The sequence below is a fragment of the Brevibacterium sp. S22 genome, assembly GCF_004745485.1.
Classification (GTDB): domain Bacteria; phylum Actinomycetota; class Actinomycetes; order Actinomycetales; family Brevibacteriaceae; genus Brevibacterium.
Window position 1 is genome coordinate 25503 of record NZ_RHFG01000023.1, and the last position, 22561, is coordinate 48063.

Below are 22561 nucleotides of genomic sequence, written 5' to 3' on the forward strand. Positions count from 1 at the left end.
CTCGCCGACGACTTCGTCATCGAGCAGCAGGACCGTGCCACTCTCATGCGCGCCGGTCACAACCATACTGACGAGATTCACCGGCACCTCGGACCGCCGGTGACAATTTTCGACGCCGACCAATCCAATGCGACGAGTCCTCCGAATTGCCCATGTTCGCTCCGCTGCAGACGACAGCGGCCACAGCCAGAAGAGGACAGTGACAATGAAGAATCTCAAGCTCATCAGCACTCGCACCGCCTCCGGTGCCGCACTCGCGGCCCTCGTCATTGCAGTCGGTCTCATGGCCGCGCCCGCCAGCGCCTCCGCAGCCCAGACTTCCCAGCGGGAATCGACTGAGACATCGGGGGCACTCATCAACGGTCCGATCATCGATCTGGGCGACCTCCTCGGCGATATCAACATCGGTCAGTTCCAGTGACGACCGCTCCCCTGCCACGGCGCCCACGTCACCTCTGCGCCTGATGGTGCTGAGCACCCGCGCTCCTCATCCCCGACGTCACGCCCCTACCCAATGCGAAAGACACGATGACTGACGAGACCTCTCGAATCGACCTCACTTCGGCACAACGCGGAATCTGGTATGCCCAGAAGATCGAACCCGACAACCCGGCCTTCCAGATCGGGCTCTATGTCGACATTCGCGGACCGCTCGATGTCGAGAAGATGCGTGAGGCGGTCGCCACGGCCGTCACCGAAGCCGACTCACTCAATGTCGTCTTCGGCGAGGACGAGCAGGGCCCATTCCAACAGCACGGATCGGCCCGCAGCCATCTCATGGTCCGTGACCTGCAGACGGAGGCAGCCGAGGATCCCAAAGCCTCGGCTCATGCGCTGATGCAGGAGGACCTCGAAACCGTCCACGACATCGACGAGGGTCATCTGCTCAGGTCACAGCTGTTCCACCTCGGGCCCGACCACTGGATCTTCTATCAGCGAGCCCACCACCTCCTCGTCGACGGATACTCCGCCGTCCTCGTCCTGCGCCGCGAATCCCAGGTCTACCGGGAACTGGCCGAGCAGAGAACCGGACCTTCGGACTCGCCTTTCGGCAACCTCGACGACCTGATCGCCGAGGAGGGCGACTACCGCTCCTCACCACGCTTCACCACCGACGCCGAGTTCTGGAGGCAGATGCGCTCCGAATCGGAAACGGCGACCGGTCTGGCCAAACGCCCGGCCTCCCCGGCACGACGGCTTGTCACCTGCAACGCCGACATCCCGCAGGAACTCTCGTCATGTCTGGCCGGGTCCCGGTCGGCACCGACGCTCATCCTCAGCGCCGCGGCGGCCTACCTGCACCGCATGACCGGACGAGAATCCGTCTCGGTGGGCCTTCCGGTCACCGCCCGCCGCAGCGCCCTGGCCAAATCGGTGCCGTCCATGATGTCGAAGGTCCTGCCGGTGCAGCTGCGGACAGCACCGGAGATGACGACAGCAGATCTCCTCGCCGACACCGGCGCTACGCTGCGCGAAACACTCATCCATCAGCGCTTCCAATACCAAGAGCTGGGCACCGACAACGACTACATCGGGCCTTCGGTCAACATCTTCCCTCACGTCGATGACATCGACTTCGGAATGTCGACTGCCTCGCTGCACCTGCTGTCGACCGGCCCGGTCGATGACCTCTCGATCATCATCCACGGCATCGGAGCCGACCCGCACTCCGACGGAGACAGCGGGCCTGCCATCGTCCGTTTTGAGGCGAACGCCGAACTCTACGACCATCACAGCCTCGCCGAGCATCAGCGCCGGTTCCTCTCCGTTCTGTGCCAGTTCGCCGCAAACGACGATCAGCATCTGTCGGGTCTCTCACTCCTGGACTCAGACGAGTCCGAAGTGCTCATCGCGAAGGGCAAGGGACCCGACCTTCAACTTCCCCACCACACCGTGGTGGAGGAATTCTCCGTACACGCCCACAAGTCCCCGCTCGCCACTGCGGTCGTCGCCGAAGACGGACACATCAGCTTCGGCGAACTCGATCGTCGCTCGACTCGGCTCGCTGCCTATCTTCGAGACTACGGAGCCAAACCCGGAGCCCGCATCGCGGCACGCTTGGGCCGGTCCACTGCTCTGCCCATCGCCGTTCTCGGAATCCTCAAAACCGGCGCCGCCTACGTGCCCCTCGACCCCGACTATCCGGCCGGCCGCATCGAAGCGATGATCGCCGATGCAGCGCCGGTGCTCGTCATCAACTCCTCAACGGTGTCGGGTCCGGCGGGAGAGACGAGTGTCATCACGGACCGTCCCGTCATCGACATCGGTGCGGAACCGCAGGCGGCAGCACCGGCTGACGAGTCGCCCCAGACCGAGTCAGTGCAGAACGGGTCGACGCCTTCCCCCGACGACCTCGCCTACGTCATCTTCACCTCCGGGTCGACCGGTCGCCCCAAAGGCATCGGAGTCGAGCACCAGTCGCTGCTCAATCTCTTCCACAGTCACAAAGAGGCCATCTTCGATCCGGCCGTGCAGCGGCTCGGGCGGGGCCTGCGTGTGGCACACACAGCCGGGATCTCGTTCGACGCCTCCTGGGACCCGCTGCTGTGGCTCTTCGCAGGACACGAACTCCACATCGTCGACACGATCACCCGCCGGGACCCTGAAGCCCTCACCGACTACTTCTCCACCCACAGCATCGACTCGATCGAGACGACGCCCTCATTCGTCAAGGCCCTCCTCGCCCACGGCACCTTCAGCGGCACCGAACATCCCAGTGTCGTCGCCCTGGGCGGGGAAGCCGTCGAACGCGGACTCTGGGATCAGCTCGCGACCCTGCCCGAGGTGGACTCCTATAACCTGTACGGACCGGCGGAGACGACCGTCGACACTCTCACTGCACCCATCGTCTCCGGCTCCTCACCTGACCTCGGCAGCTCCGTAGCCAACACCAGACACTACGTCCTCGACTCACGTTTGAACCCCGTTCCCTCACAGGCACGGGGAGAGCTCTACATTGCGGGGACGAATCTGGCACGCGGCTATGTGGGCCGGCCGGCCACCACGTCCGAACGATTCATCGCCGATCCCTTCGCCGACGACGGTTCCAGAATGTATCGCACCGGTGACATCGTCCGCAGACCCCTGGCCGGAGGCATCGAATTCCTGGGCCGCGCCGATGAGCAGATCAAACTGCGCGGTTACCGTGTCGAACTCTCCGAGGTCGAGCTCGCCCTCCAGGCGGAGAGTGGAATCCGATCCGCCGCGGTCATCCTGGGGCAGAATCAGGCAGGCTACAGTCAGCTCCTCGGCTACATCACCGCCGATGAGCAGATTGACACCGCCGAGGTGCGCAGGGACATGAAGACACGCGTACCCGACTATATGGTCCCTTCGTTCATCACACAGATCGAGCGGATCCCCCTCACGGTCAACGGCAAACTCGATCGGGCTGCACTCCCGGAACCGGAGTCGACGCGATCGGAATCGGCAGTCCCGCGGACCCTCCAGGAACAGGCCGTGGCCGAGGCCTTCGCGCAGTCACTGGGAGTGGACACCATCGGCATCGATGATGACTTCTTCGAACTCGGTGGGCACTCTCTGCTCGCCACCCAACTGGTGTCCTCGCTGCGGAAGCGATTCGCCGCCCCACCTGCACTCAGCGAAATCTTCCACCACCCCACCGTCCGCGAACTCAGTGCCGGGCTCGACCTCGGCGATTCTGCCCACGAACCCGTGGCAGAGCTCGTCGCCGCGAACCGACCCGCGACCATCCCCCTGTCCTATGCGCAGAGCCGTCTGTGGTTCCTCAACCAGGTCGACCCGACATCCGCGGCCTACAACATTCCTCTCACCCTGCGCATCCGCGGAGACCTGGACAGCAATGCTCTGCGTGAGGGAATCAACGACGTCGTGTCTCGGCACGAGAGCCTGCGCACCGTGTTCCCGTGGACCGAAGGTCAGCCCGAACAGGTGATCCTCCCCGCTGCCGATGCGCAGATCGCCCTGCCCATTGTGGAGGTCGGCGAGAAGCTCGTCGATCACACCGTCAACTCTGAAGCCACACGCGGCTTCGACGTCTCAACGCAGCTGCCGATTCGGGCCCTGCTGGTCAGACTGGGCGCCCGGGATCATCTCCTGCTCCTGACTCTGCATCACATCGCCGCCGACGGTTGGTCGCTGCGTCCTCTGGCAGATGACCTTTCCACCGCGTACCGCGCTCGGACTCACGGTGTCGCTCCCGCCCTTGCCGAGCTGCCCGTCCAATACGCCGACTACGCCCTGTGGCAGCGGAGAGCTCTCGGCTCCGAGGACGTACCCGACAGTGAGATCGCCTGCCAGCTGGCCTACTGGAAGGACGCACTGAGCGAGGCTCCCGTCGAGCTCAGGCTTCCCGTCGATCGGCCCAGGAGCGCACAGAGCACGGGTCATGTCTCGCGCAGGATCCCGGTCGAAATCGACGCCGCGACCCATGCCGGTCTGCGCCGGCTCTCTGGGGAGAGGAACGCCAGTCTGTTCATGGTGCTGCAGGCAGCGTTCGCGGTGCTGCTGAGCAAACTCGGCGCCGGCAATGACATCCCCATCGGCACTCCCGTCGCCGGCAGGACGGAGACGAAGCTCGACGACCTCATCGGCTTCTTCGTCAACACTCTCGTCCTGCGCACCGACACCTCCGGCAACCCCAACCTCGTCGATGTCGTCGATCGGGTCCGCGCTTTCAACCTCTCCGCCTATGCCAATCAGGATGCGCCCTTCGACCGCGTCGTCGACGAGGTCGGTCCTCCGCGCTCGGACCAGCTCCATCCCCTGTTCCAGGTCATGCTCACCCTGCAGAACACCGCCCCGGCGGATCTGGACATGGGGGACCTCGACATCGAGCCCGCGCCCGGGCCACAGGTGACGGACGCGAAGTTCGACCTCCTCCTCGACCTGGCCGAACGCGAGACCCACGGCGGCGCTCACGCACCCAGTCAAGCCGCCGGCATCACCGGTTCCCTCGAGTTCGACTCCGCGCTCTTCGACGAATCCACCGCCGAAGCCATCGCCGCACGATTCGTCCGCGTGATCGACCAGTTTGCCGCCGATCCGGACACACCGATCTCGGAACTCGAGGTGCTGCGACCGGACGAACTCGCAACGATCCGCGCTCAGGGTCAGGGTCGCGACCTGGTCGCACCCGAGTCCACGATCCTCGACGCCCTCGATTCGACGATGAGGCGCCACCCCGATCGTCGGGCGCTCATCGCCGAGGACGGTGAGCTGACCTTCGCCGATCTCGGTGCCCGCATCCACCACTTCGCTCAGGTCCTGACCGCCCGAGGAGTCACAGCCGGAGATTCCGTCGCCATCGCCCTTCCCCGATCCGCCGACGCCATCGCGGCCCCTTTGGCCGTCCTGTCGATCGGGGCCGTCGCCGTGCCCATCGACCTCAGCTACCCCGGTGACCGGATCCGGCTGATCCTCGACGCGAGCAGTCCCGAGGCCGTCATCACCGACGAGGCTGCGCTCCCGGTTCGGCCCGGCACAGCAATCGCCACCGCCGAACTCCACGCCGCCGAGGCGGGTCGGCGTGAGGTCGGCCGCCCGGCTCCCAGCGATCGCGCCTATGAGATGTATACCTCGGGTTCGACCGGCACTCCGAAGGGCGTGGCCGTCCCCCACAGTGCACTGATGAATCTCCTGGCTCATCATCGGGAGACGATCTTCGCCGAGGCGGGTCTCGGGTCCGGCCCGGTCCAGGCAGCGCACACAGCCGGGTTGGGCTTCGACGCCGCCTGGGATCCGGTGCTGTGGCTCGTGGCCGGAGCGAGTCTGCACATCGTCGGCGATGAGGTCCGCCGCGATGCCGAGGCGCTCGTCCGATTCTGCCGAGAGCACCGGATTCGGGTCCTCGAGACCACCCCGTCCTTCGTCAGGCAGCTCATCATCTCAGGACTGCTCAACGACGAAACCAATGGAGACCGCGTCCCACTCTCGCTCGCCCTCGGCGGCGAGGCCGTGCCCGAAGATCTCTGGCGCGAACTTGCTGCGCACCCCGGCGTGCGAGCTCACAATTTCTACGGCCCCACCGAATTCACCATCGACTCCGTCATCGCAGAAGTCGAGGGAGACCGGCCCACGATCGGACACCCGATCGGGAATGTTCGGACTATGGTCCTCGATCAGCATCTGCGAGAGGTCCCCCACGGAGTCATCGGCGACCTCTATCTCGCAGGAGCTGGAATCGCCTCCGGCTACGTCGACCGACCGAAAGAGACAGCGACACGGTTCGTCGCCGATCCTCTCGAACCGGGCGCGCGGATGTATCGCACCGGCGACCTCGTGTGCCGGAATCCTGACGGCAGCCTCGACTTCGTCTCCCGCGATGACGACCAGATCAAACTGCGCGGATACAGAGTCGAGCTCGGCGATGTCGAGAACGCCCTGGCTTCGGGCGACGGAGTCGCCCAGGCGGCGGCCATCGTCGAGAACCTCACGGAACCCGAATCGGCACGGCTGATCGGCTACTTCACCGGCAACGTCGACGAGGTCGCTCTCCGCGAGCACCTCGCAGCCCAGCTCCCGGCACCGATGGTCCCCCACGTTCTCGTGGGTCTCGACTCGATCCCGCTGACGTCACATGGCAAACTCGACCGTTCCCTGCTGCCTGCCCCCACCACGTCGAGCACCAAGGATTCCCGAACTCCCCGCACCGCCGACGAACGCACCATGTGTCGGCAATTCTCATCCGTACTCGGAACGGAAGAGATCGGCCTCGACGACGACTTCTTCGAACTGGGCGGCCACTCGCTGCTGGCGGTCTCGCTCATCGGCCGCATTCGGGCTGCCTTCGACACCGAGCTGCCTCTGCGCGCCATCTTCGACTCACCCACCCCAGCAGCGCTTCTTCATCGACTCGGTCCACACAGCTCGACCGCGCCGACGCCCGACGACGATGCCGCGATCACGGCAGCCCCTGCCGACGGTGCACCGCACACGAGCCTGACGGCATGGAGTCGATCAGGTCAGCATGCTCGCCCGCAGCTGATCCCCCTGTCGTTCGGGCAGGCACGACTGCACTTCCTCAATCAGCTCGACACCGATGCCTCGGACTACACCGTCTCCGTTGCTGTCCGATGCACCGGAGATCTCGACCCGGAGACTCTCGGGCAGGCGCTGTCGCACGTGATCGCCCGGCACGAGATTCTGCGCACCGTCTACCCCAGTGTCGACGGAAGCCCTGTCCAGCAGATCTTGCCCCCGGACGCCGGTGATGGGCTCGTGGAACGCCGCACCACGGCGTCTGGCACCGAGACCGCGGAGCAGATGAGGGCAGAGGCAGCCATCGGATTCGACCTCAGCCGCGACCTTCCCATTCGCGCGAGCCTCTTCGCCGAAGGTGACGAGTGGGTGCTCCACCTCGTGATGCACCACATCGCCACCGATGGTGCCTCGCTGCGACCACTGACGCAGGACCTGTCGACCGCCTATGCCGCATTGCGAGGCTCCGCCCATCCGATGCAGCGCACACTGGACGTCCAGTACGCCGACTTCGCGCTCTGGCAGCGCCATGTCCTCGAGGACGAGCAGCGTCCTGGCGCAGATTCCCCGCTCCTGGACCGAAAGATCCAGACCTGGCACGAACGGCTCGAGGGGATTCCCACCGACATCAGACTGCCCGCCGATCGCCCCCGCCCCACGACCGCACGACAGTCGGGGCGTCATCATCACTTCAGCCTCGACGCACGCACATCTGCGCGTCTGGCAGCGGTGGCCGCAGAGAACGGGGCCAGCCTGTTCATGGCGCTGCACTCGGTTCTCGCCGGCTATCTCAGCAGGCTCGGTGCCGGTGAGGACATCGTCATCGGCTCGCCCAGCGCCGGACGGTCGGACCCGGCACTGGAGGACATGGTCGGCCTCTTCGTCAACACCATTCCGATCCGCACCGACACTTCGGCGGGCCCCGGCCTGCGCGCACTCCTGGCCCGCACCCGCACCGCAGTCATCGACGCTGTGGAACTCGACGACGTCCCGTTCGAACGCCTCGTCGAATCCGTCAATCCACCTCGTGAACTGGGCCGTCACCCCCTGTTCCAGGTCATGCTGTCCGTCGAGGAGGCGGCAGCACCGAGCCTCGAGCTGCCCGGGGTCGCCACGAGCATCGAGCCTGAGGTCGAGACCGGTGACGCGAAGTTCGACCTCTCGTTCACATTCCGCCGCGGCGAAGCCGACGCGGGGCTCGCGGTGGTCCTCGATTTCAACTCATCGATGTTCGACGCAGAGACCATCGCCGGTCTCTGCCGACGATTCTCCCGATTCGTCGACGAGGCTGTGCAGGACCCCGAGCGACCGCTGCACGACATCGCTCTGCTCGACCCGGTCGAAACGCAGACTGCGATCGATTCTCTCACCGGTTCGACGCCGGCAGACACGCCGCCGCCGGTCCTCGACGTCTTCGCCGCCACAGCAGCCCGAATGCCCGATGCCGTGGCGGTCCGGTCCGACCAGACGTCGCTGTCCTACCGGGAACTCGACGCGGCCTCGACCCGGTTGGCGCACGAGCTCATCGACCAGGGGGCAGGTGCCGGCGAGACGGTCTCCGTTCAGCTCAGTCGCGACATCGGCGTCATCGTCGCCACGCTGGCCGTGCTCAAGGCCGGTGCGGTGTTCAACCCGATCGACCCCGACTACCCCAGCGGCCGCACCACTGCGATCCTCAGCGATGCCGAACCGCTCATCGTCATCACACAGCAGGGCGGGACCGCAGAGCTCACGCCGCTCCTCACCGATGCCGGGATCACCCCGAGCATCATCGAAGTCACCCCGAACGGCAGTTCGACTGATCCGTCATCGGCCCGCTCGCCTGCCGCGGCCGCTGGCTCAGCGAGGACGGCCACGACCGCGATTCTGCCTGTGCCGCATCGGGATTCGGCGGCCTATGTGACCTTCACCTCCGGATCGACCGGTCGGCCCAAGGGCGTCGCGGTCGGCCATAGGGCCCTGGCGAGCCTCCTTGCCTCCCACCGCACAAGGCTGCTGCCGACCCCGAGCAGTGGGGCCGACCGGATTCCGGTGGCCCACACCACCGGAATCGGATTCGATGCGGCCTGGGATCCGCTGCTGTGGATGATCGTCGGGCACCCGCTTCACATCGCCTCTGAAGCCGTCCAACGCGATCCACAGCAGCTGGCGGCCGACCTCCGCAGACTCGACATCGGATTCTGGGAGACGACGCCGAGCTACCTTCGTCTGCTTTCCACCGAACCGGAATTCGGGCGAATGCTCGCAGAAGCCGCCGAGCAGGACTCTCCGATCATCCTGGCCCTCGGAGGGGAAGCGATCGATGCGGACCTCTGGCAGTGGCTGCGCGACCATCCCGGCATCATCGCCTACAACCTCTACGGACCCACGGAGACGACCGTCGACGCGTTCGCCGCGCCCCTGGCCGCTTCCTCAACGCCTGTGCTCGGATCACCGCTCGAGCACATGGTCGGATACGTCCTCGATGAGCGCCTGAACCACGTGCCGTCCGGGACGGTCGGGGAACTGTATCTGGCGGGTGAGCAGTTGGCCCACGGGTACCGGAACCGTCCGGGGCTCAGTTCCGAAAGCTTCGTCGCCGATCCGCACGGTGCACCGGGTGAGCGGATGTACCGGACCGGTGATCTCGTCGTCAGGCACGATGGTGGTGAGCTCGAGTTCATCGGGCGCGGCGACGATCAGATCCAGCTCCGCGGTTACCGGGTCGAACTCGGGGAGGTCGAGCGCGCCCTGCGCCAGGCACCGGGGGTCAAGGACGCGCTCGTCCGTCCGTGCGGCACGGATCCTGCCACCCTGCAGCTCATCGGCTATATCGTCGCCGAGTCGGGCGTGAGCACCGAGACCGCCACCGATCTCGCCGATGAGGCGCGAGACCATGTGCGATCGATCGTTCCCTCGTACATGATGCCCGCGCGCCTCGTCGTCATCGAAGGGATTCCTCTCACCGCTCATGGCAAGATCGATGAGGCGGCCCTGCCCGACCCGTCGACCGCGGTCGTCGGTTCGCGACTGATGCCCCGCACGCCGCAGGAAGACACCGTTGCCGCGATCTTCGCTCGCGTGCTGTCCCTGCCCCACGTCGGCGTCGACGAATCGTTCTTCGAACTCGGAGGGCACTCGTTCCTGGCCCGACCTCTCATCGCAGAGGTCAACGAAGGTCTCGAGGCCGACCTGTCGGTCCAGGCCCTGTTCCGCTCGCCGACAGTCGAGCAGCTCGTTCTCGAGGCCGGCCGAGGCGGCGCCGGCTCTATCGCCGACAGCCTCCACCGCCTGCTCCCGCTGCGTTCGGCGGGCACCAAGCCACCGCTGTTCGCCGTTCATCCGGCTACGGGCATCAGTTGGGGATTCGCCGCGATGCTCCACGGTCTCGATCCGCAGCGTCCACTCATCGGCCTGCAGATGCCCGGCCTCTCCCCGGACGATCCGGAGGAGATGACGGCACAGACACTGACCGAACTCGCCGACGACTACATCGCCCACCTGCGAACGGTCCAGCCCGAGGGTCCGTACCACCTGATCGGGTGGTCTCTCGGCGGCATCCTCGCCCACCGCCTGGCCACCCGCCTCCAGGAGCGGGGCGAGAGGGTCGCGTTCCTCGGCATTCTCGACGCGTTCCCCACCGGACAGGAACGCAACGCCGATGTCGGCGAAGGATCCGAGCTGTGGGCGAACTACCTCGGCGCCAATCATCCGGCGATCACGGAGGCAACGGATGGCCTCGACGACGAAAGGGCCATGGAGATCCTGCGTGAACATGGGGATCCTCTCGGCAATGTCGCACCGGAGACCATTGCGGCGATGACGTCCGGGTTCTTCACCCTGGCCCGGCTGATCCGCGAGGCCCCGGTGGAGACGTTCGACGGTGAGCTGCTGCTCTTCACCGCGACCCGGGACGTACCGAACAGCACTCCCGGACCCGACTCCTGGCGCCGGTTCGTCACCGGCGACGTCCACGTCACCGAGGTCGCTTCGCGGCACTCGGACATGCTGGGCGCCGAGGCCCTCGAAGAGATTCTTCCCGTCCTGTCCATCCATATGGACGAGGCCGCCGAATCACAGACGAGTTCCAATCACTCCTGGAACCAAACCCCGCCAAAGCAACACCACTAGGAGCTGAAAACCAGTGAACAACCCCTTCGACGACACAACCGGTACCTTCCGCGTGTTGGTCAACGATCTCCAACAGCACTCGCTGTGGCCGTCGTTCGCCGATGTGCCCGCGGGATGGGTCCTCGTGTTCGGACCGGCCAGCCGCGACGACTGCCTCGAATTCGTCGAGGAGAACTGGACGGACATCACTCCGCGCCGGCTCGCCGAGATCGCCTCATAGTGATTCGGCTGGAGAACCTGAGGAAGAACTACGGAGCCTTTCGTGCTCTTGACGGCATCAGTCTGGACATCGAGGAGGGACAGATCTTCGGTCTCCTCGGCCCCAATGGGGCCGGGAAGACAACGACCGTGAAGGTCCTGTCCACACTGATTCGCCCCGACTCCGGCACCGCCCTCGTCGCAGGGCACTCGGTGCTCACCGATCCCACGGCCGTCCGCCGCAGCATCGGTCTCTCCGGCCAGTACGCTGCCGTCGACGAGAAGCTCACCGGGTACGAGAACCTCGTCATGGTCGCCCGCCTCTACGGGATGACTCGCAGAGAATCGGTGGCCCGTGCTCGCGAACTGCTGGCCGAATTCGGTCTCAGCGACGTCGCGGGCAAACGCGCTGGCGCCTATTCGGGAGGCATGCGGCGACGACTCGACCTGGCCTCGGCCCTGGTCGTGCGTCCCCCGGTGGTCATCCTCGATGAGCCGACCACCGGGCTCGATCCGCGCGCTCGGCTCGACACCTGGGAGGTCATCACCACCCTGGTCAGAGCCGGCACCACCGTGCTGCTGACGACCCAGTACCTGGAAGAGGCCGACCAACTGGCAGATCGCATCGCCGTCATCGATTCCGGACAGGTCATCGCCGAGGGAACCTCCACAGATCTCAAGGGCAGGCTCGGTGCTGAACGCATCACACTGACGCTGACCCACCGCGACTCCCTCGAAGGGACCCTGCGGATCCTCGACCGCATCATCGGCGAGCCCGCCCGTCCGCAGGCGGACTCCTCGGGACTGCGCATCACCGCGTCCGCACCGCTGGGACAGAGGGACCTGCTGCAGGTGCTTGCCGACCTGGATGAGGAGGGACATTCCGTCACCGAGGCGGCCCTGTGCCGTCCGACGCTTGATGACGTGTTCCTCGACCTCACCGGCCAGCCCGCCTCGGCGAGGCCCTCACAGACACCAGCCGACACCGCCGAGGTGGGAGTATGAGCACCCTCGTCTCGGCCGCCCGCGACAGCTCCGTCATCGCCTGGCGCAATCTGCTCACCGTCCGCCGGACTCCGGGTGCCCTGGTCACGGGGGTTGTCCAGCCGGTGATCTTCGTCTTCCTTCTCGCGTTCGTCTTCGGCGGCAGCCTCGGCGGTGGCCCGTACCGGGAATTCCTCATCGGTGGGATTCTGGCTCAGACGCTGACCTTCAATTCCTCCTTCACCGCCGTCTACCTCGCCAAGGACCTGCAGCTCGGTCTCATCGACCGGTTCCGTTCGCTGCCGATGTCACGGGTCGCCGTGATTCTGGGCAGAACATCCTCGGACCTGGTCACCAGCCTGATCTCCGTGGCGGTGACGATGATCTGCGGTCTGCTCATCGGGTGGCGCATCACCGAGGGATTCGGTTCGGCGCTGCTCGGCATCACGCTCCTGCTCCTCTTCAGCTTCGCCATGTCGTGGATCGGTGCGGTCATCGCGCTGACGGCCAGGAGCGTCGAGGTGGCGCAGAGCCTCGGGCTCATCTGGCTCTTCCCCGTCACCTTCATCTCCGGGGCCTTCGTCTCGATCGACACCCTTCCAGGCCCGCTGCAGGCGATCGCCGCATGGAATCCGATCACCGCCGTCGCCACCAGCGTCCGAGAGCTCTTCGGCAACGCACCGCCGGCAGGATTCATCACCAGCACAGGGTGGGCGGCCGACAACGCCGTCATCTATGCGATCCTCAGCTGCATTGCGGTCATCGCCGTCTTCTCCCCCATCGCCGTGTCGCAGTACCGTCGGATCAGTCGGAGATGACGAGCACCGCGATCGAATATCTCATCAGCGACATCGCAGCGATCGACCGAGTGCTGACCGAACACCCCTGGCTCGATACGCTGCTGTCAGCGGACGAAGCTGCTCGAGCAGACCGTTTTCGCAGGCGCACGGATCGGGATGCGTACCGAGGAGCGCATCTGCTCTTTCGGCTCATGGCTGCCCGCCGCCTCGGCATCGATCTCAAAGAGGCCGGCGACTTGGCGCTGACACGCCGCTGTCGCACGTGCGGCGGTCCCCATGGGAAACCAGAAGTACCCGGGGCCGAACTGAGTCTGTCGCGCTCGAACGACACGGTCGTGATCGCCTCGGCGCCTGCGTCCTCACCGATAGGAGTCGACATCGAGCAGGTTCCGAGCGATGTCTTCTCAGGCTTCGACGACTATGTCATCAACCCCTCGGAATCACTGCCCGATGGCGAGGATCCCGTTCGTCAGCGCATCGACCTCTGGGTGGGCAAAGAAGCCGCGGTGAAGACCACCGGACACGGTCTGTCTGTGCCGCCCGGCGATCTCACCCTCAAACAGGTCAAACGAGCGCCATCACGGTCCAACTCGGACCGGCAATGGACGGCTTCGATCAGCGCTCCCGAAGTCTGCGAACTCGACGCACTCAACATCTCTTCTCTGCCGAGCCCACGGGGATATGCCGCCGCATTGTGCTGCGCTCAGAGACCGCCGATCGAAGCTGTGAGCTTGCTCGATATTGTTGAGGTTCTGCCGAGGCTCGGCCGCTCGAAACAGACGAGCACCGGGTCAATCGGCCAGAGCAGAACCCACGTCGTAACGGAGGATCGCCGCGATGCCGTCCGGCATCGGATCATGGCTGAGTCCGATGTCTGCTGAGGACAGGACGGCCTGGGCCACGATGGCGGCCTCCCCTTCCGATGCCTCGGCGTCATCAAGCAGCAGGGTTGCCACAGCTCCGCGCCCGACAGCCTTCTCGACCTCGGCGCGGCCTTCGACCGCACGGTCATGTGCCTTGCTCTCGGCCAGCCGCTCCGAGTTCGCGGCCTCGCGCTCCTGGGCAAGGCTGGTGACGAGCGTTCGCACCGCCACATCGATCGCCTCTTCAGCGCCCTCATCATCGTCGCCGCCTTCCGAGATCTCGTGAAGCAGCTCTTCGGCCTTCACAGACAGCTCGGCCTTGACCGCCGTTCTGCCCTGGACCTCTCCGGCCAATACGACCGCATCTGGTGCGTGATCCGTGATGAGTCGATCGACGAAGTCAGCGACACTGCGCGCATGGTCTTTGATGATCTCGTCGACACGGCGCCGGATCTGGTTGTGCGAGTACGCGCCTCGCCGCGGCTTGTTGATGTCTTCGTCGTTGTCGCCGGTCACGTGGACCCCGTCAAACTCACTTCGTTCACGATCCGGGGTCACACTCAGCTCGCGGACGGTTGCGCCGTCCTGGCCTGCGATGACGAGGACCACATCGAACTGTCTGCATTCCTGGCGGAGGTAAGCACCGAGTTCTGGCACGTCTCCGTAATGGGCGTCATCCCCATCTCCCAGAGCGGCGTCCCAATGCGCATCGAGTTGGACACCGTGCAAGTTCACCACGATGGTTCGGCCATCCGTGTGGACCTCGGTCGGTTCGTCGACGAGGACGATGGCATCGATGGATTCGAGGAGGGACTCATCCGCCCCGGCCGAGGACAGTCGTTCCCTCAGGTCCGACCAGCGCAGACGCAGCTGCGTGTCGGCATCGGCCGAAGGGGACCGCCCTTCGAAGTAGACCGTGGCGTAGGGTCCGCCCTGCTCGTAGAACTTGCGTAGCTGACTGGTGTTCATCGCTTGTTCCTCCTCGGCTTCCGCGATTCAGGCGACGGGACCGACAGGAGCCCCGCAACGCTTGGAGCGTTGACGTCAGCCTGTCATCACCGGGCGGCCCCTGTAAACAACCCCGACGAATCTGACAGTGCTTCGGTCGACACAGCTGGGGGTACTGCTCAGCGAGGGGACCCGCGTAGACTGATCACCCGCCCGCGCTCTCCAGCGAAAGGTGACGAGAATGTCGACCGAAGACAACACCGATGGCACCACTGCAGACAGCATGCGCAAGGCTGCGGAGAATCTCGACCACGAGGCCGGGGGCGCGCCATCAGCCGAGTACCTCAAAAAGGTCGATCCCGACGAATTCGGTCGCTCCGACGAGACCGCTGAGGATGAGAACGATGACGATGAAGACACCGACGATGAGGATGTCCCACCCGCTGCGCCGTCGACTGATCGCTGACCGCTTTCCTCATCACTGCGTCGCGGGGAACATGTCCTCAACGATGTCGAGCAGAGCCATCGCCTCGTCGTAGTCGCCGCGCATCGACCAGTACGGGAGGTCGTGGACCTGACCGGACTCGAAGGCAGGGACTCGATCGTACGGCGCTTCGTCCTTGAGGTCGTCGACGCCGATGCTCGCATTGTTGAAGCCGACCACAAAGACCGTCTCCGAGTTCAGAATGTCAGGCAGAACCTCGAGCGAGGGCCCGAACATGTCTCCACCGGCAGTGTAGGGTTCGATGTCGTTCTCTTCGAACAGCGGAGCAGTCGTGAAACCGAGCGGTTCCAGCTCCGCCGACAGACTCTCGCCCTCGATGAGGATGTAGGGCGTGTCCTTGCTGTCGAGCGTGAGGATGGAGATCTCACCCTCGGGGATCGAGATGTTGTCCTTCACCTCGGCGACGCGATCCTCATAGACGGATACGAACTTCTCATAGTCCGCCTGTCTGCCCAGCACGTCGGAGGCGATGAATGAGAACTGGTCCTGCCATGTCTGCTTATCCCCGGACACGAGCACCGTGGGCGCCACCTCCTGCAATCTGTCGTAGGAATCGGTCGCATGCTTGAGCGGGAACCCGATCCCTCCGGCGATGATGAGGTCAGGATCGGCCGCGATGATGGCCTCGAGGTCGAATCCATCGTTGCTCCACGGGAGGAATTCGGTTCCCTGCGCCTCAGCCTCCTCAGACCAGAACTGTGAGAACTCCCCATCGGTTTCCGTCACCTCGGGGGTGGTGGCGACGACCGGCACATCGGGATCGAAGAGGTAGCCTGCCAGGGCGTAGTTGAGCACGACCACCCGCTGCGGATCGGCAGGAACCTCAACCTCTCCCTGCTCGGTTGTGACAACACGCGTCTCGGATCCGCTCGCCGAGGAGCTGTCGTCAGCAGCGCTCGTGGGGTCCGCACAGGCACTGATGAGCAGAAGACCTGCACCCACAAAGAGCGCGCTGATGCGACGGAGCAAGGACATTGGCTACCTCTGTCAGGTGAGTAGGACTAGAATCAGACAACATAGCCCAGCCTAACCAAACTCTTCGATTCACCTACGACAAAGGCGACACCATCACTCGACCAGCACGACATGTTCTTCGACGACGCAGCGACACCGAGGCTGAACGACCGGTGCACTTCACGGGCCATGATTGGCACAGCCATCCGTACCCGCTGCTCATTCATGTCATCAGCGGGTCCGTGGACGTCCATCTGCGCGGACACAGATTCGAACCGACGCGCCTCAGCCTCGGCTCCGAGTCCAGCCTGTGGCTGGGTTCGGGCATCGACCACTCGGTCACGACGAAATCGGATTCCATCATGCTCGGCCCGCGTCTGTCACCGGTGACAGAGCCTCCCGAGGGGTTCCTGCATATCCGCCGATCAGACACCATTCGTGAAACCGCTCTGCTCATCCTCGCCTCGTCCCCGAGCTGCGAGGCCGAACGTAGGCCGTTCAGGGAGACTCTCGACGCGGAGCTCAGCACGTTCGCCGTCGATGACTTCTCCATTCCGGAACCGCAGCACCGCGCAGTGAGAGCGATTATGGACGATCCCATGAGCCTGCTGGTGCCGCTGACCGCTGTCGCCGCGCGACATTCGATGAGCAGAAGGCACGTCGAACGGATCGTCAGAGACGATCTCGGCATGTCTTTCGTGCAGTGGAGGACGCGGAGACGACTCAACTTGGCCCTGCGCAGGATCCGTGCGGGATCGACGGTCGCCTCCGCTGCCCGATCCGTCGGCTACCGCGGATCAGACGGGCTGATCAGGGCGATCAGTCGCCTCACCCACCTCACCCGCCAGGATCTCTCCGGCGACCTGGCCGGTGCGGTCAGGGACTCCCGCAGAAGGTGACCTGAGCCCACGGACTCGAATGGAACGGCAGGTGACCGCGGGCATCGCATCGGCACCCTGCCACTCTGCGACCCCGCCGCTCAGGCGGCAGAGGGTGGAAGGCTGCTCGGCGCCGACACCGACCGGCCGCGTCTCGGCCTGCTCCAATTGGTCAACAGCCTGAGGAGGTATTCGGCCGGCCCGTACCGGTGGGACCGCAGCCACCAGGCACTCACCACGGCCTGCACCGCGAAGATCACCACAGCAAGCACGAAGAGCATCAATGGTGAGACCCCGCCGGCAAGGCCGAGGCCGATCCCGGTGAACAGGACGAGGCCCACCAACGACTGCCCGAGGTAGTTCGTCAGGGCGATGCGACCGACCGGTTCGAGGACTCTGCGCATCGGCCCACCCTGCCGAACATGCAGGAGGCGGATGAGAGTGGCCACATACGCGGCACTGAGGAATGGGGCCGTCACCACGCTCACCGCTGTCGCCCATGTGTTGGCATCTCCTCCGAGCCAGGCGAAGAGCACTCCACCGGGCAGACCGACCGCGAAGCCGACCAGCTGAACCCGCCGCAGAAGCTGCGTCCGATTCCCCAGGTCCGAGAACAGCCGGCGTCGCGCGGCGATCATCCCGATGAGGAACATCGCCAGCGCCGTCGGCCCCTGAAGGGAAGCCGCCTGGATGACCAGGAGGTCCAGCCCGGCCAGATGGTGGCCCAGGATCTCGAGCGGGCCACCGAGCATGGCCTGAGTCTGTGTTGCGGCCTGAGCGAGTGCCTCGTCATGGCTGGGCATGAACATCGAGCGGTCGAGGAAGGCGGCACTGACGACGAGCGACAGCGTCACAAATGCGTAGATGATTCCGCTCGTCACAAGCGCCGTCCGATCTCGGACGCGATACATCGCCAGTAGCACCAGGCAGATCACCGCGTACGTTGTGAGGACGTCTCCGCTGTAGAGCAGCACGATGTGCCCTGCCCCGAAGATGAAGAGCCCCAACGACCGGCGCAGCATGCGCGGCACGAATGCAGCCCCCGCCCGAGCAGCAGCGTCCATCTGCAGCACGAAGCTGTATCCGAACAGGAAGGAGAAGAGCAGGTAGAACTTCATTGAAAACAGCGCGGCCACAAGGAACCGGACGGCATCATCAATTGGTCCCGAGAAGTTCGGATCATCGACGAGGTTGCCCGGATAGGCAGATGCCATGAACGTGATGTTGACGACGAAGATCCCTAGCAGGGCAAAGCCCCGGAGTGCATCGACATCATGTACTCGGCCGGCCGGCGTGGGTGGCTGTGATCGTGTTCTCTGAGTCATGCGAATGACGATATCATAGAAACTATATGCCTTAAACTATATGGGTCTGTAGAATCGTGTTCATGTTGGTGGAAGTGGAGAGTTCATGACCGATAACGCTGTACCGGACTTCTTCAGAAGGCTCTGGCGGCTTCCGGAAGCACCACAGCAGCGGGGCCGGAAGTCGACCCTCGATGTCGAGACCGTCGTGAGCACCGCCGTCCGACTCGCTGATGGCGGCGGACTTGAGGCGGCGACGCTGCCCAAGGTCGCTGTGGAGCTGAACGTGACGGCCATGTCGTTGTACCGACATATCGGTTCTAAGCACGAACTGCTTCAGCTCATGATCGATGCGGCCAGTCGGCCGACCGCCCCACGCCCGGCCGGGGCCGATTGGCGGGAGGGCCTTCGATCATGGGCGGGTGATCTGTGGACGCTGTATCAGGAGCGACCCTGGCTCCCCCGCGTTCCCATCTATCGCGCTCCCTCGGGACCGAATCAGGTGGCCTGGCTCGAACGGGGGCTCGCAGAGCTCGCCCATACTGGGATGAGCGCGAAGGAGAAGCTCTCGGCGCTCACGCTGCTCAGCGGCTTTGTCCGGCAATCAGCTCTGCTTCAGACAGAACTTGAGGAAGGACGGGAACCCGGACAGGCGAAATCCGAGAGCGAACGCGCGTACGGCGAAGCGCTGGCGCAGGTGATCTCCTCAGAGACATTTCCGCACCTCGCCGAGGCGCTGTCCTCCGAGGCATTTCGCAGCGGCAACACGGACGACGGCGAAGCGGGAGAAGACACCGACTTCTCCGAGGGCCTCGAAGTCATCCTCGACGGCCTGGCGACCAATGTCGCGGTGTCACGGGCCGGGTCGCGAGCCGCGGAAGAAGACGATGGCGATGATCGGTGAGGCGATGACCTGATAGCTGAGCCACAGCGTCCATCCCTCTGCCCCGCGCCCGAACACCAAGAAGAGCGCAGCTGCGGTCGCAAGGAACCATCCTGCGTCGTAGGCCACAAGATATTTCGTGTGCGTTCCGGTCCCGTTTCGAGCTGCATACGCGATCTCAGCGACCGCGCTGATCGACACCGCCAGCACGGTCAGCAGAAGCAGCCAGGCAGGGGCTCCATTGTGCCTCGTGATCGGCTCGAGCAGAACCAGCATCACAACGGCGACGACCGCCTTGAACACTCCGTCGGCAAAGAACCCGATCCGCAGCAGTTGTGCAGTGTTGCGTCGCATGAGTCCAGCTTTACGTGCCATATGCACGAAGGAAGACGTCGACTCCGGCGCTGATCCATATCGATCGCTCTGCTGCGCTGAGGTTCGAAACAGCGACAGTGTTCGGCCCCGCAGACACGAGCTGAGCGAAGTGTGCCGCAGCGATGTCCGCACGGGGAACCGTCAGCAGTCCACGCTCATCCCAACTTTGGAAAGCCTCGGACAGCTTACCAAGGACCAATCCGGGCCCCGCTTGGTACCACGCCTCAACGAGGGCCGGCTCTTCGTGCGAGGCGATGCCATGCATCTGATCCATGAGGATGCGGTGTTCCTCCGACGGCGCTTCTGTCAGCAGCCACGCCGTCGCGAAGTCGGTCATAGCCGATTCTCTGCCTTCGACACTGATTGCCTCCAAGAGGTGCTTCTCGATGAGTGCCGTGATGTCCTCGGCCACTCGAGCTGCGGATTCGGCAATGATCTCGGTGCACAGCGTCGCTTTGTCCTTGAAGTGCTTGTAGATGGTTCGGGTGGACACATTGGACGCGGTGGCGATCGCATCGATGCTTGCCCGTTCGATCCCATGCTGGGCCAGTACTGTCCGACCGCCTTCCATGATCGCGGCGCGCTTCTCAGGGCGCAGACGGCTCGTTGATTTTCCAGCTGGAACCGGCGTATTGGAAGTCGAAGTCATCCCTCACCTTTCATCTCGAGTATTGGCTTCGTCATGGTGTAAAGCAGTCAATTTACCTTACTCTCCCTCGGCAGACTCTCAAAACGGCTGCGCGTCGGACGCCCGAGAAGGACCATGACCACGACTGCACCCACTGCGCAGACCGCCGCAAGGCCCCACTGCGCGAAAGTCCAGCCGAAGCTGATTGCTCCCGCGAGTGCCGCATCGCCACCGATGTCGACACCCGTCGCAAGCCTGCCCGCCAGTTGCGGATCACCGGTCTCCAATCCGATGAGTCCTACGACCGCCGAACCGAAGAGAGCCATAATGAGCGTTGTCGATGCTCCTCGGACCGTGTTCACCAAGCCTGCTGCCTGCCCGTGCTTCTCCGGCTCGACGTGATTCATGGCCTGCGCATCCACGATGCCTGTGGCTGTCCCCAGACCGAGACCGATGAGCACGAGGGGAAGGATCAGCTCTGGCGCGGAAGAATCGGGGGACACTGCGAACCCGAGCCACGCATTGCCGGCAGCGATGGCGAGCAGGCCAGGACCGATCATCAGTCGGGCCGGCACTTTGGTGCTCAGCTGCCCCACCAGCATCGGCAGCAGCACCATGGGCACGACCGGAGTCAGCAGCATGAGCCCCGACTGCGACGGAGAGTATGCGAAGACGCTGTGCAGGTAGCTGGGCAAGTGGGCGAGCAGTCCGGCGTAGCCGAACGACACTGTTGCCAACGCGATCAACCAGCCCGAGAAGTTCGGGTTGCGCAACAGCGAGAAGTCGATGATGGGAGAAGCGACTCTGCGAGCATGAAAACGGAGTGCTGCGAAGCACACAAGAGCAAGCATGCCGGCGCCGAGCGTGACTGGGTTTGCCCAGCCGCGACTGGGCGCCCCAGCTATCGCGAGCATAAAGGAGCAGAGGCCGGCGACGACCAGCGCGGCACCGATCCAATCGATACGCACCGAGTCGTCCCCATGGGATTCCGGCAAGGCGAAGGATCCGCCGAACACAGCCAGACCTGCCAGAGCGAACGCCATGAATGCACCCCGCCATCCGAGCGTTTCGACCAGTCCTCCCGATACGACAGGACCCGCCGCAAGTCCGACTGCGGCCGCTGTTCCGATCGCGGCGAACATTCGACTTCTCGCAGGACCGGTGAATGCCGCTGCAGCAGTTGCCGCACCGCCTGCCATCACTGCCGCGGCCCCCATCCCGCTCAACACTCTCCCCGCGAGGAGTATGGTGATGCTCGGCGCGAAAGCGGCACAGACCGCGCCGAGGATGTAGATGACGATGCCGAAGCGATACGTTCGTCGCCGCCCGAGGTTATCCCCCAGGGAACCGGTGACCAGCATGAGCGACGAAGCCGCAAGAAAGTACCCGGTGACTACCCACGACGCCGCAGATCCTGCGGACTCCAGGTCATCGCCGATTGCCGGCACTGCAACACTGGCCCCGGACATCGCCAACGGCAGGAGGACTGCGCCGAGGAGAATGACCGGCACGGCCCAGGAAGATGTTCGCGTGTTCATGCCGCTGAGAGTTTCCGACGCACGGTGGTCATCGCCTCAGCCCATGTCACCACCGCATGCAGAGTGGCAGACAGATCAGCCAGTTGTCGCAGCGCCGGAGCGAATGTTCCTGTCGCCGCGGGGTCGGACTCATCCCAGCCGGTGTAGTCGAAGTCCGTGAACGTCGACAGCACGACCTGTGCACCCACATCGGCAAGTCCCAGTTCAGCGGCAATCATGCGCATCTGCTCGACTGCACGAACGCCGCCGTGCATTCCATAGCTGACGAATCCGGCCGACTTGTTGATCCATTCGTTGTACAGATAGTCGATAGCGTTCTTCAACGGACCCGGTACGCCGTGGTTGTACTCGGACAGGACGAAGACGTACCCATCGTAAGAATCGATGGTCTCTGCCCACTGTCGCGAATAGGCATGCTCATACACACCCCACGCCGCAGGTGCGGGCTCGTCGAGGACCGGAAGGGCGAAGTCGACCAGATCGACGATGTCGAAGTGCACTCCTTCCGGCGCTTTCGCTCGCCCGTGTTCGTATACCCAGTCGGCCACCATGCGGCCGCGGCGGTGTACGCGGGTGCTGCCGACGATGATTGCGATTCGAGTCATGACTGTCAGACCTCCAGATGTAAAGTAC

At 64.5% G+C, this 22561-nt stretch carries 16 protein-coding genes; 9 read left to right on the top strand and 7 right to left on the bottom strand.

The genetic code is table 11. The annotated features are described in order from the left end of the window. The first annotated feature begins 205 nt into the window (after window positions 1-205). From EB835_RS15810 to EB835_RS15835, 6 genes are all read left to right on the top strand, one after another. The gene (locus tag EB835_RS15810) at window positions 206-421 is read left to right on the top strand and encodes a hypothetical protein (RefSeq protein ID WP_135810411.1); all 216 of its coding nucleotides are present in this window, start codon (window positions 206-208) and stop codon (window positions 419-421) included. Between the two features lie 107 nt (window positions 422-528). Further along, entirely contained in the window at window positions 529-11070 is a 10542-nt protein-coding gene (locus tag EB835_RS15815; RefSeq protein WP_135810412.1) for a non-ribosomal peptide synthetase, read from the top strand. A 13-nt stretch (window positions 11071-11083) separates the two neighbouring features. Next, window positions 11084-11290: an MbtH family protein gene (locus tag EB835_RS15820; protein ID WP_135810413.1), complete on the top strand. Its 207-nt coding sequence runs from the start codon at window positions 11084-11086 to the stop codon at window positions 11288-11290. After that, window positions 11290-12273 carry an ATP-binding cassette domain-containing protein gene (locus tag EB835_RS15825; protein WP_168216756.1) on the top strand — a complete coding sequence of 328 codons (984 nt, stop codon included), beginning with the start codon at window positions 11290-11292 and terminating at the stop codon, window positions 12271-12273. The genes EB835_RS15820 and EB835_RS15825 overlap by 1 nt, the downstream gene beginning before the upstream one ends. Beyond that, entirely contained in the window at window positions 12270-13070 is an 801-nt protein-coding gene (locus EB835_RS15830) for an ABC transporter permease (protein WP_135810415.1), read from the top strand. Before EB835_RS15825 ends, EB835_RS15830 begins: the two co-directional genes overlap by 4 nt. Beyond that, window positions 13067-13933 carry a 4'-phosphopantetheinyl transferase family protein gene (locus EB835_RS15835; RefSeq protein WP_135810416.1) on the top strand — a complete coding sequence of 289 codons (867 nt, stop codon included), beginning with the start codon at window positions 13067-13069 and terminating at the stop codon, window positions 13931-13933. Before EB835_RS15830 ends, EB835_RS15835 begins: the two co-directional genes overlap by 4 nt. Here the strand turns inward: EB835_RS15835 and EB835_RS15840 are convergent. Further along, window positions 13844-14884, bottom strand: a complete 1041-nt coding sequence (locus EB835_RS15840; RefSeq protein WP_135810417.1) for a baeRF2 domain-containing protein — start codon at window positions 14882-14884, stop codon at window positions 13844-13846. The two genes, EB835_RS15835 and EB835_RS15840, sit on opposite strands and share 90 nt — an antisense overlap. A 220-nt stretch (window positions 14885-15104) precedes the next feature. Between EB835_RS15840 and EB835_RS15845 the strand changes: the two genes are divergently transcribed. Continuing rightward, window positions 15105-15329 carry a hypothetical protein gene (locus EB835_RS15845; RefSeq protein ID WP_135810418.1) on the top strand — a complete coding sequence of 75 codons (225 nt, stop codon included), beginning with the start codon at window positions 15105-15107 and terminating at the stop codon, window positions 15327-15329. A gap of 12 nt (window positions 15330-15341) precedes the next feature. On the opposite strand, the gene EB835_RS15850 is transcribed toward EB835_RS15845, so the two are convergent. Continuing rightward, window positions 15342-16343 (bottom strand): ABC transporter substrate-binding protein, encoded by a 1002-nt coding sequence (locus EB835_RS15850; RefSeq protein ID WP_135810419.1) that lies wholly within the window; start codon window positions 16341-16343, stop codon window positions 15342-15344. Between the two features lie 152 nt (window positions 16344-16495). On the opposite strand from EB835_RS15850, the gene EB835_RS15855 reads away from it, so the two are divergent. After that, window positions 16496-17221, top strand: a complete 726-nt coding sequence (locus EB835_RS15855) for a helix-turn-helix domain-containing protein (protein ID WP_135810420.1) — start codon at window positions 16496-16498, stop codon at window positions 17219-17221. 80 nt (window positions 17222-17301) lie between these two features. On the opposite strand, the gene EB835_RS15860 is transcribed toward EB835_RS15855, so the two are convergent. Then, complete coding sequence (locus tag EB835_RS15860; protein ID WP_135810421.1) at window positions 17302-18525, bottom strand: DUF418 domain-containing protein; 1224 nt, start codon at window positions 18523-18525, stop codon at window positions 17302-17304. Between the two features lie 85 nt (window positions 18526-18610). Here EB835_RS15860 and EB835_RS15865 point away from each other — a divergent pair, with 85 nt between their 5' ends. Continuing rightward, window positions 18611-19408, top strand: coding sequence for a TetR/AcrR family transcriptional regulator (locus EB835_RS15865; RefSeq protein ID WP_135810422.1), 798 nt, complete (start codon window positions 18611-18613; stop codon window positions 19406-19408). Here the strand turns inward: EB835_RS15865 and EB835_RS15870 are convergent. The 4 genes from EB835_RS15870 to EB835_RS15885 are packed head-to-tail and all read right to left on the bottom strand — an operon-like array spanning window position 19358 to window position 22533. Then, entirely contained in the window at window positions 19358-19741 is a 384-nt protein-coding gene (locus EB835_RS15870; protein WP_135810423.1) for a hypothetical protein, read from the bottom strand. The two genes, EB835_RS15865 and EB835_RS15870, sit on opposite strands and share 51 nt — an antisense overlap. A 10-nt stretch (window positions 19742-19751) precedes the next feature. Continuing rightward, window positions 19752-20411: a TetR/AcrR family transcriptional regulator gene (locus tag EB835_RS15875; protein WP_135810424.1), complete on the bottom strand. Its 660-nt coding sequence runs from the start codon at window positions 20409-20411 to the stop codon at window positions 19752-19754. Between the two features lie 47 nt (window positions 20412-20458). Continuing rightward, window positions 20459-21928, bottom strand: a complete 1470-nt coding sequence (locus EB835_RS15880) for an MFS transporter (protein WP_135810425.1) — start codon at window positions 21926-21928, stop codon at window positions 20459-20461. Further along, complete coding sequence (locus EB835_RS15885; RefSeq protein WP_135810426.1) at window positions 21925-22533, bottom strand: NADPH-dependent FMN reductase; 609 nt, start codon at window positions 22531-22533, stop codon at window positions 21925-21927. The genes EB835_RS15880 and EB835_RS15885 overlap by 4 nt, the downstream gene beginning before the upstream one ends. Window positions 22534-22561 lie beyond the last annotated feature (28 nt).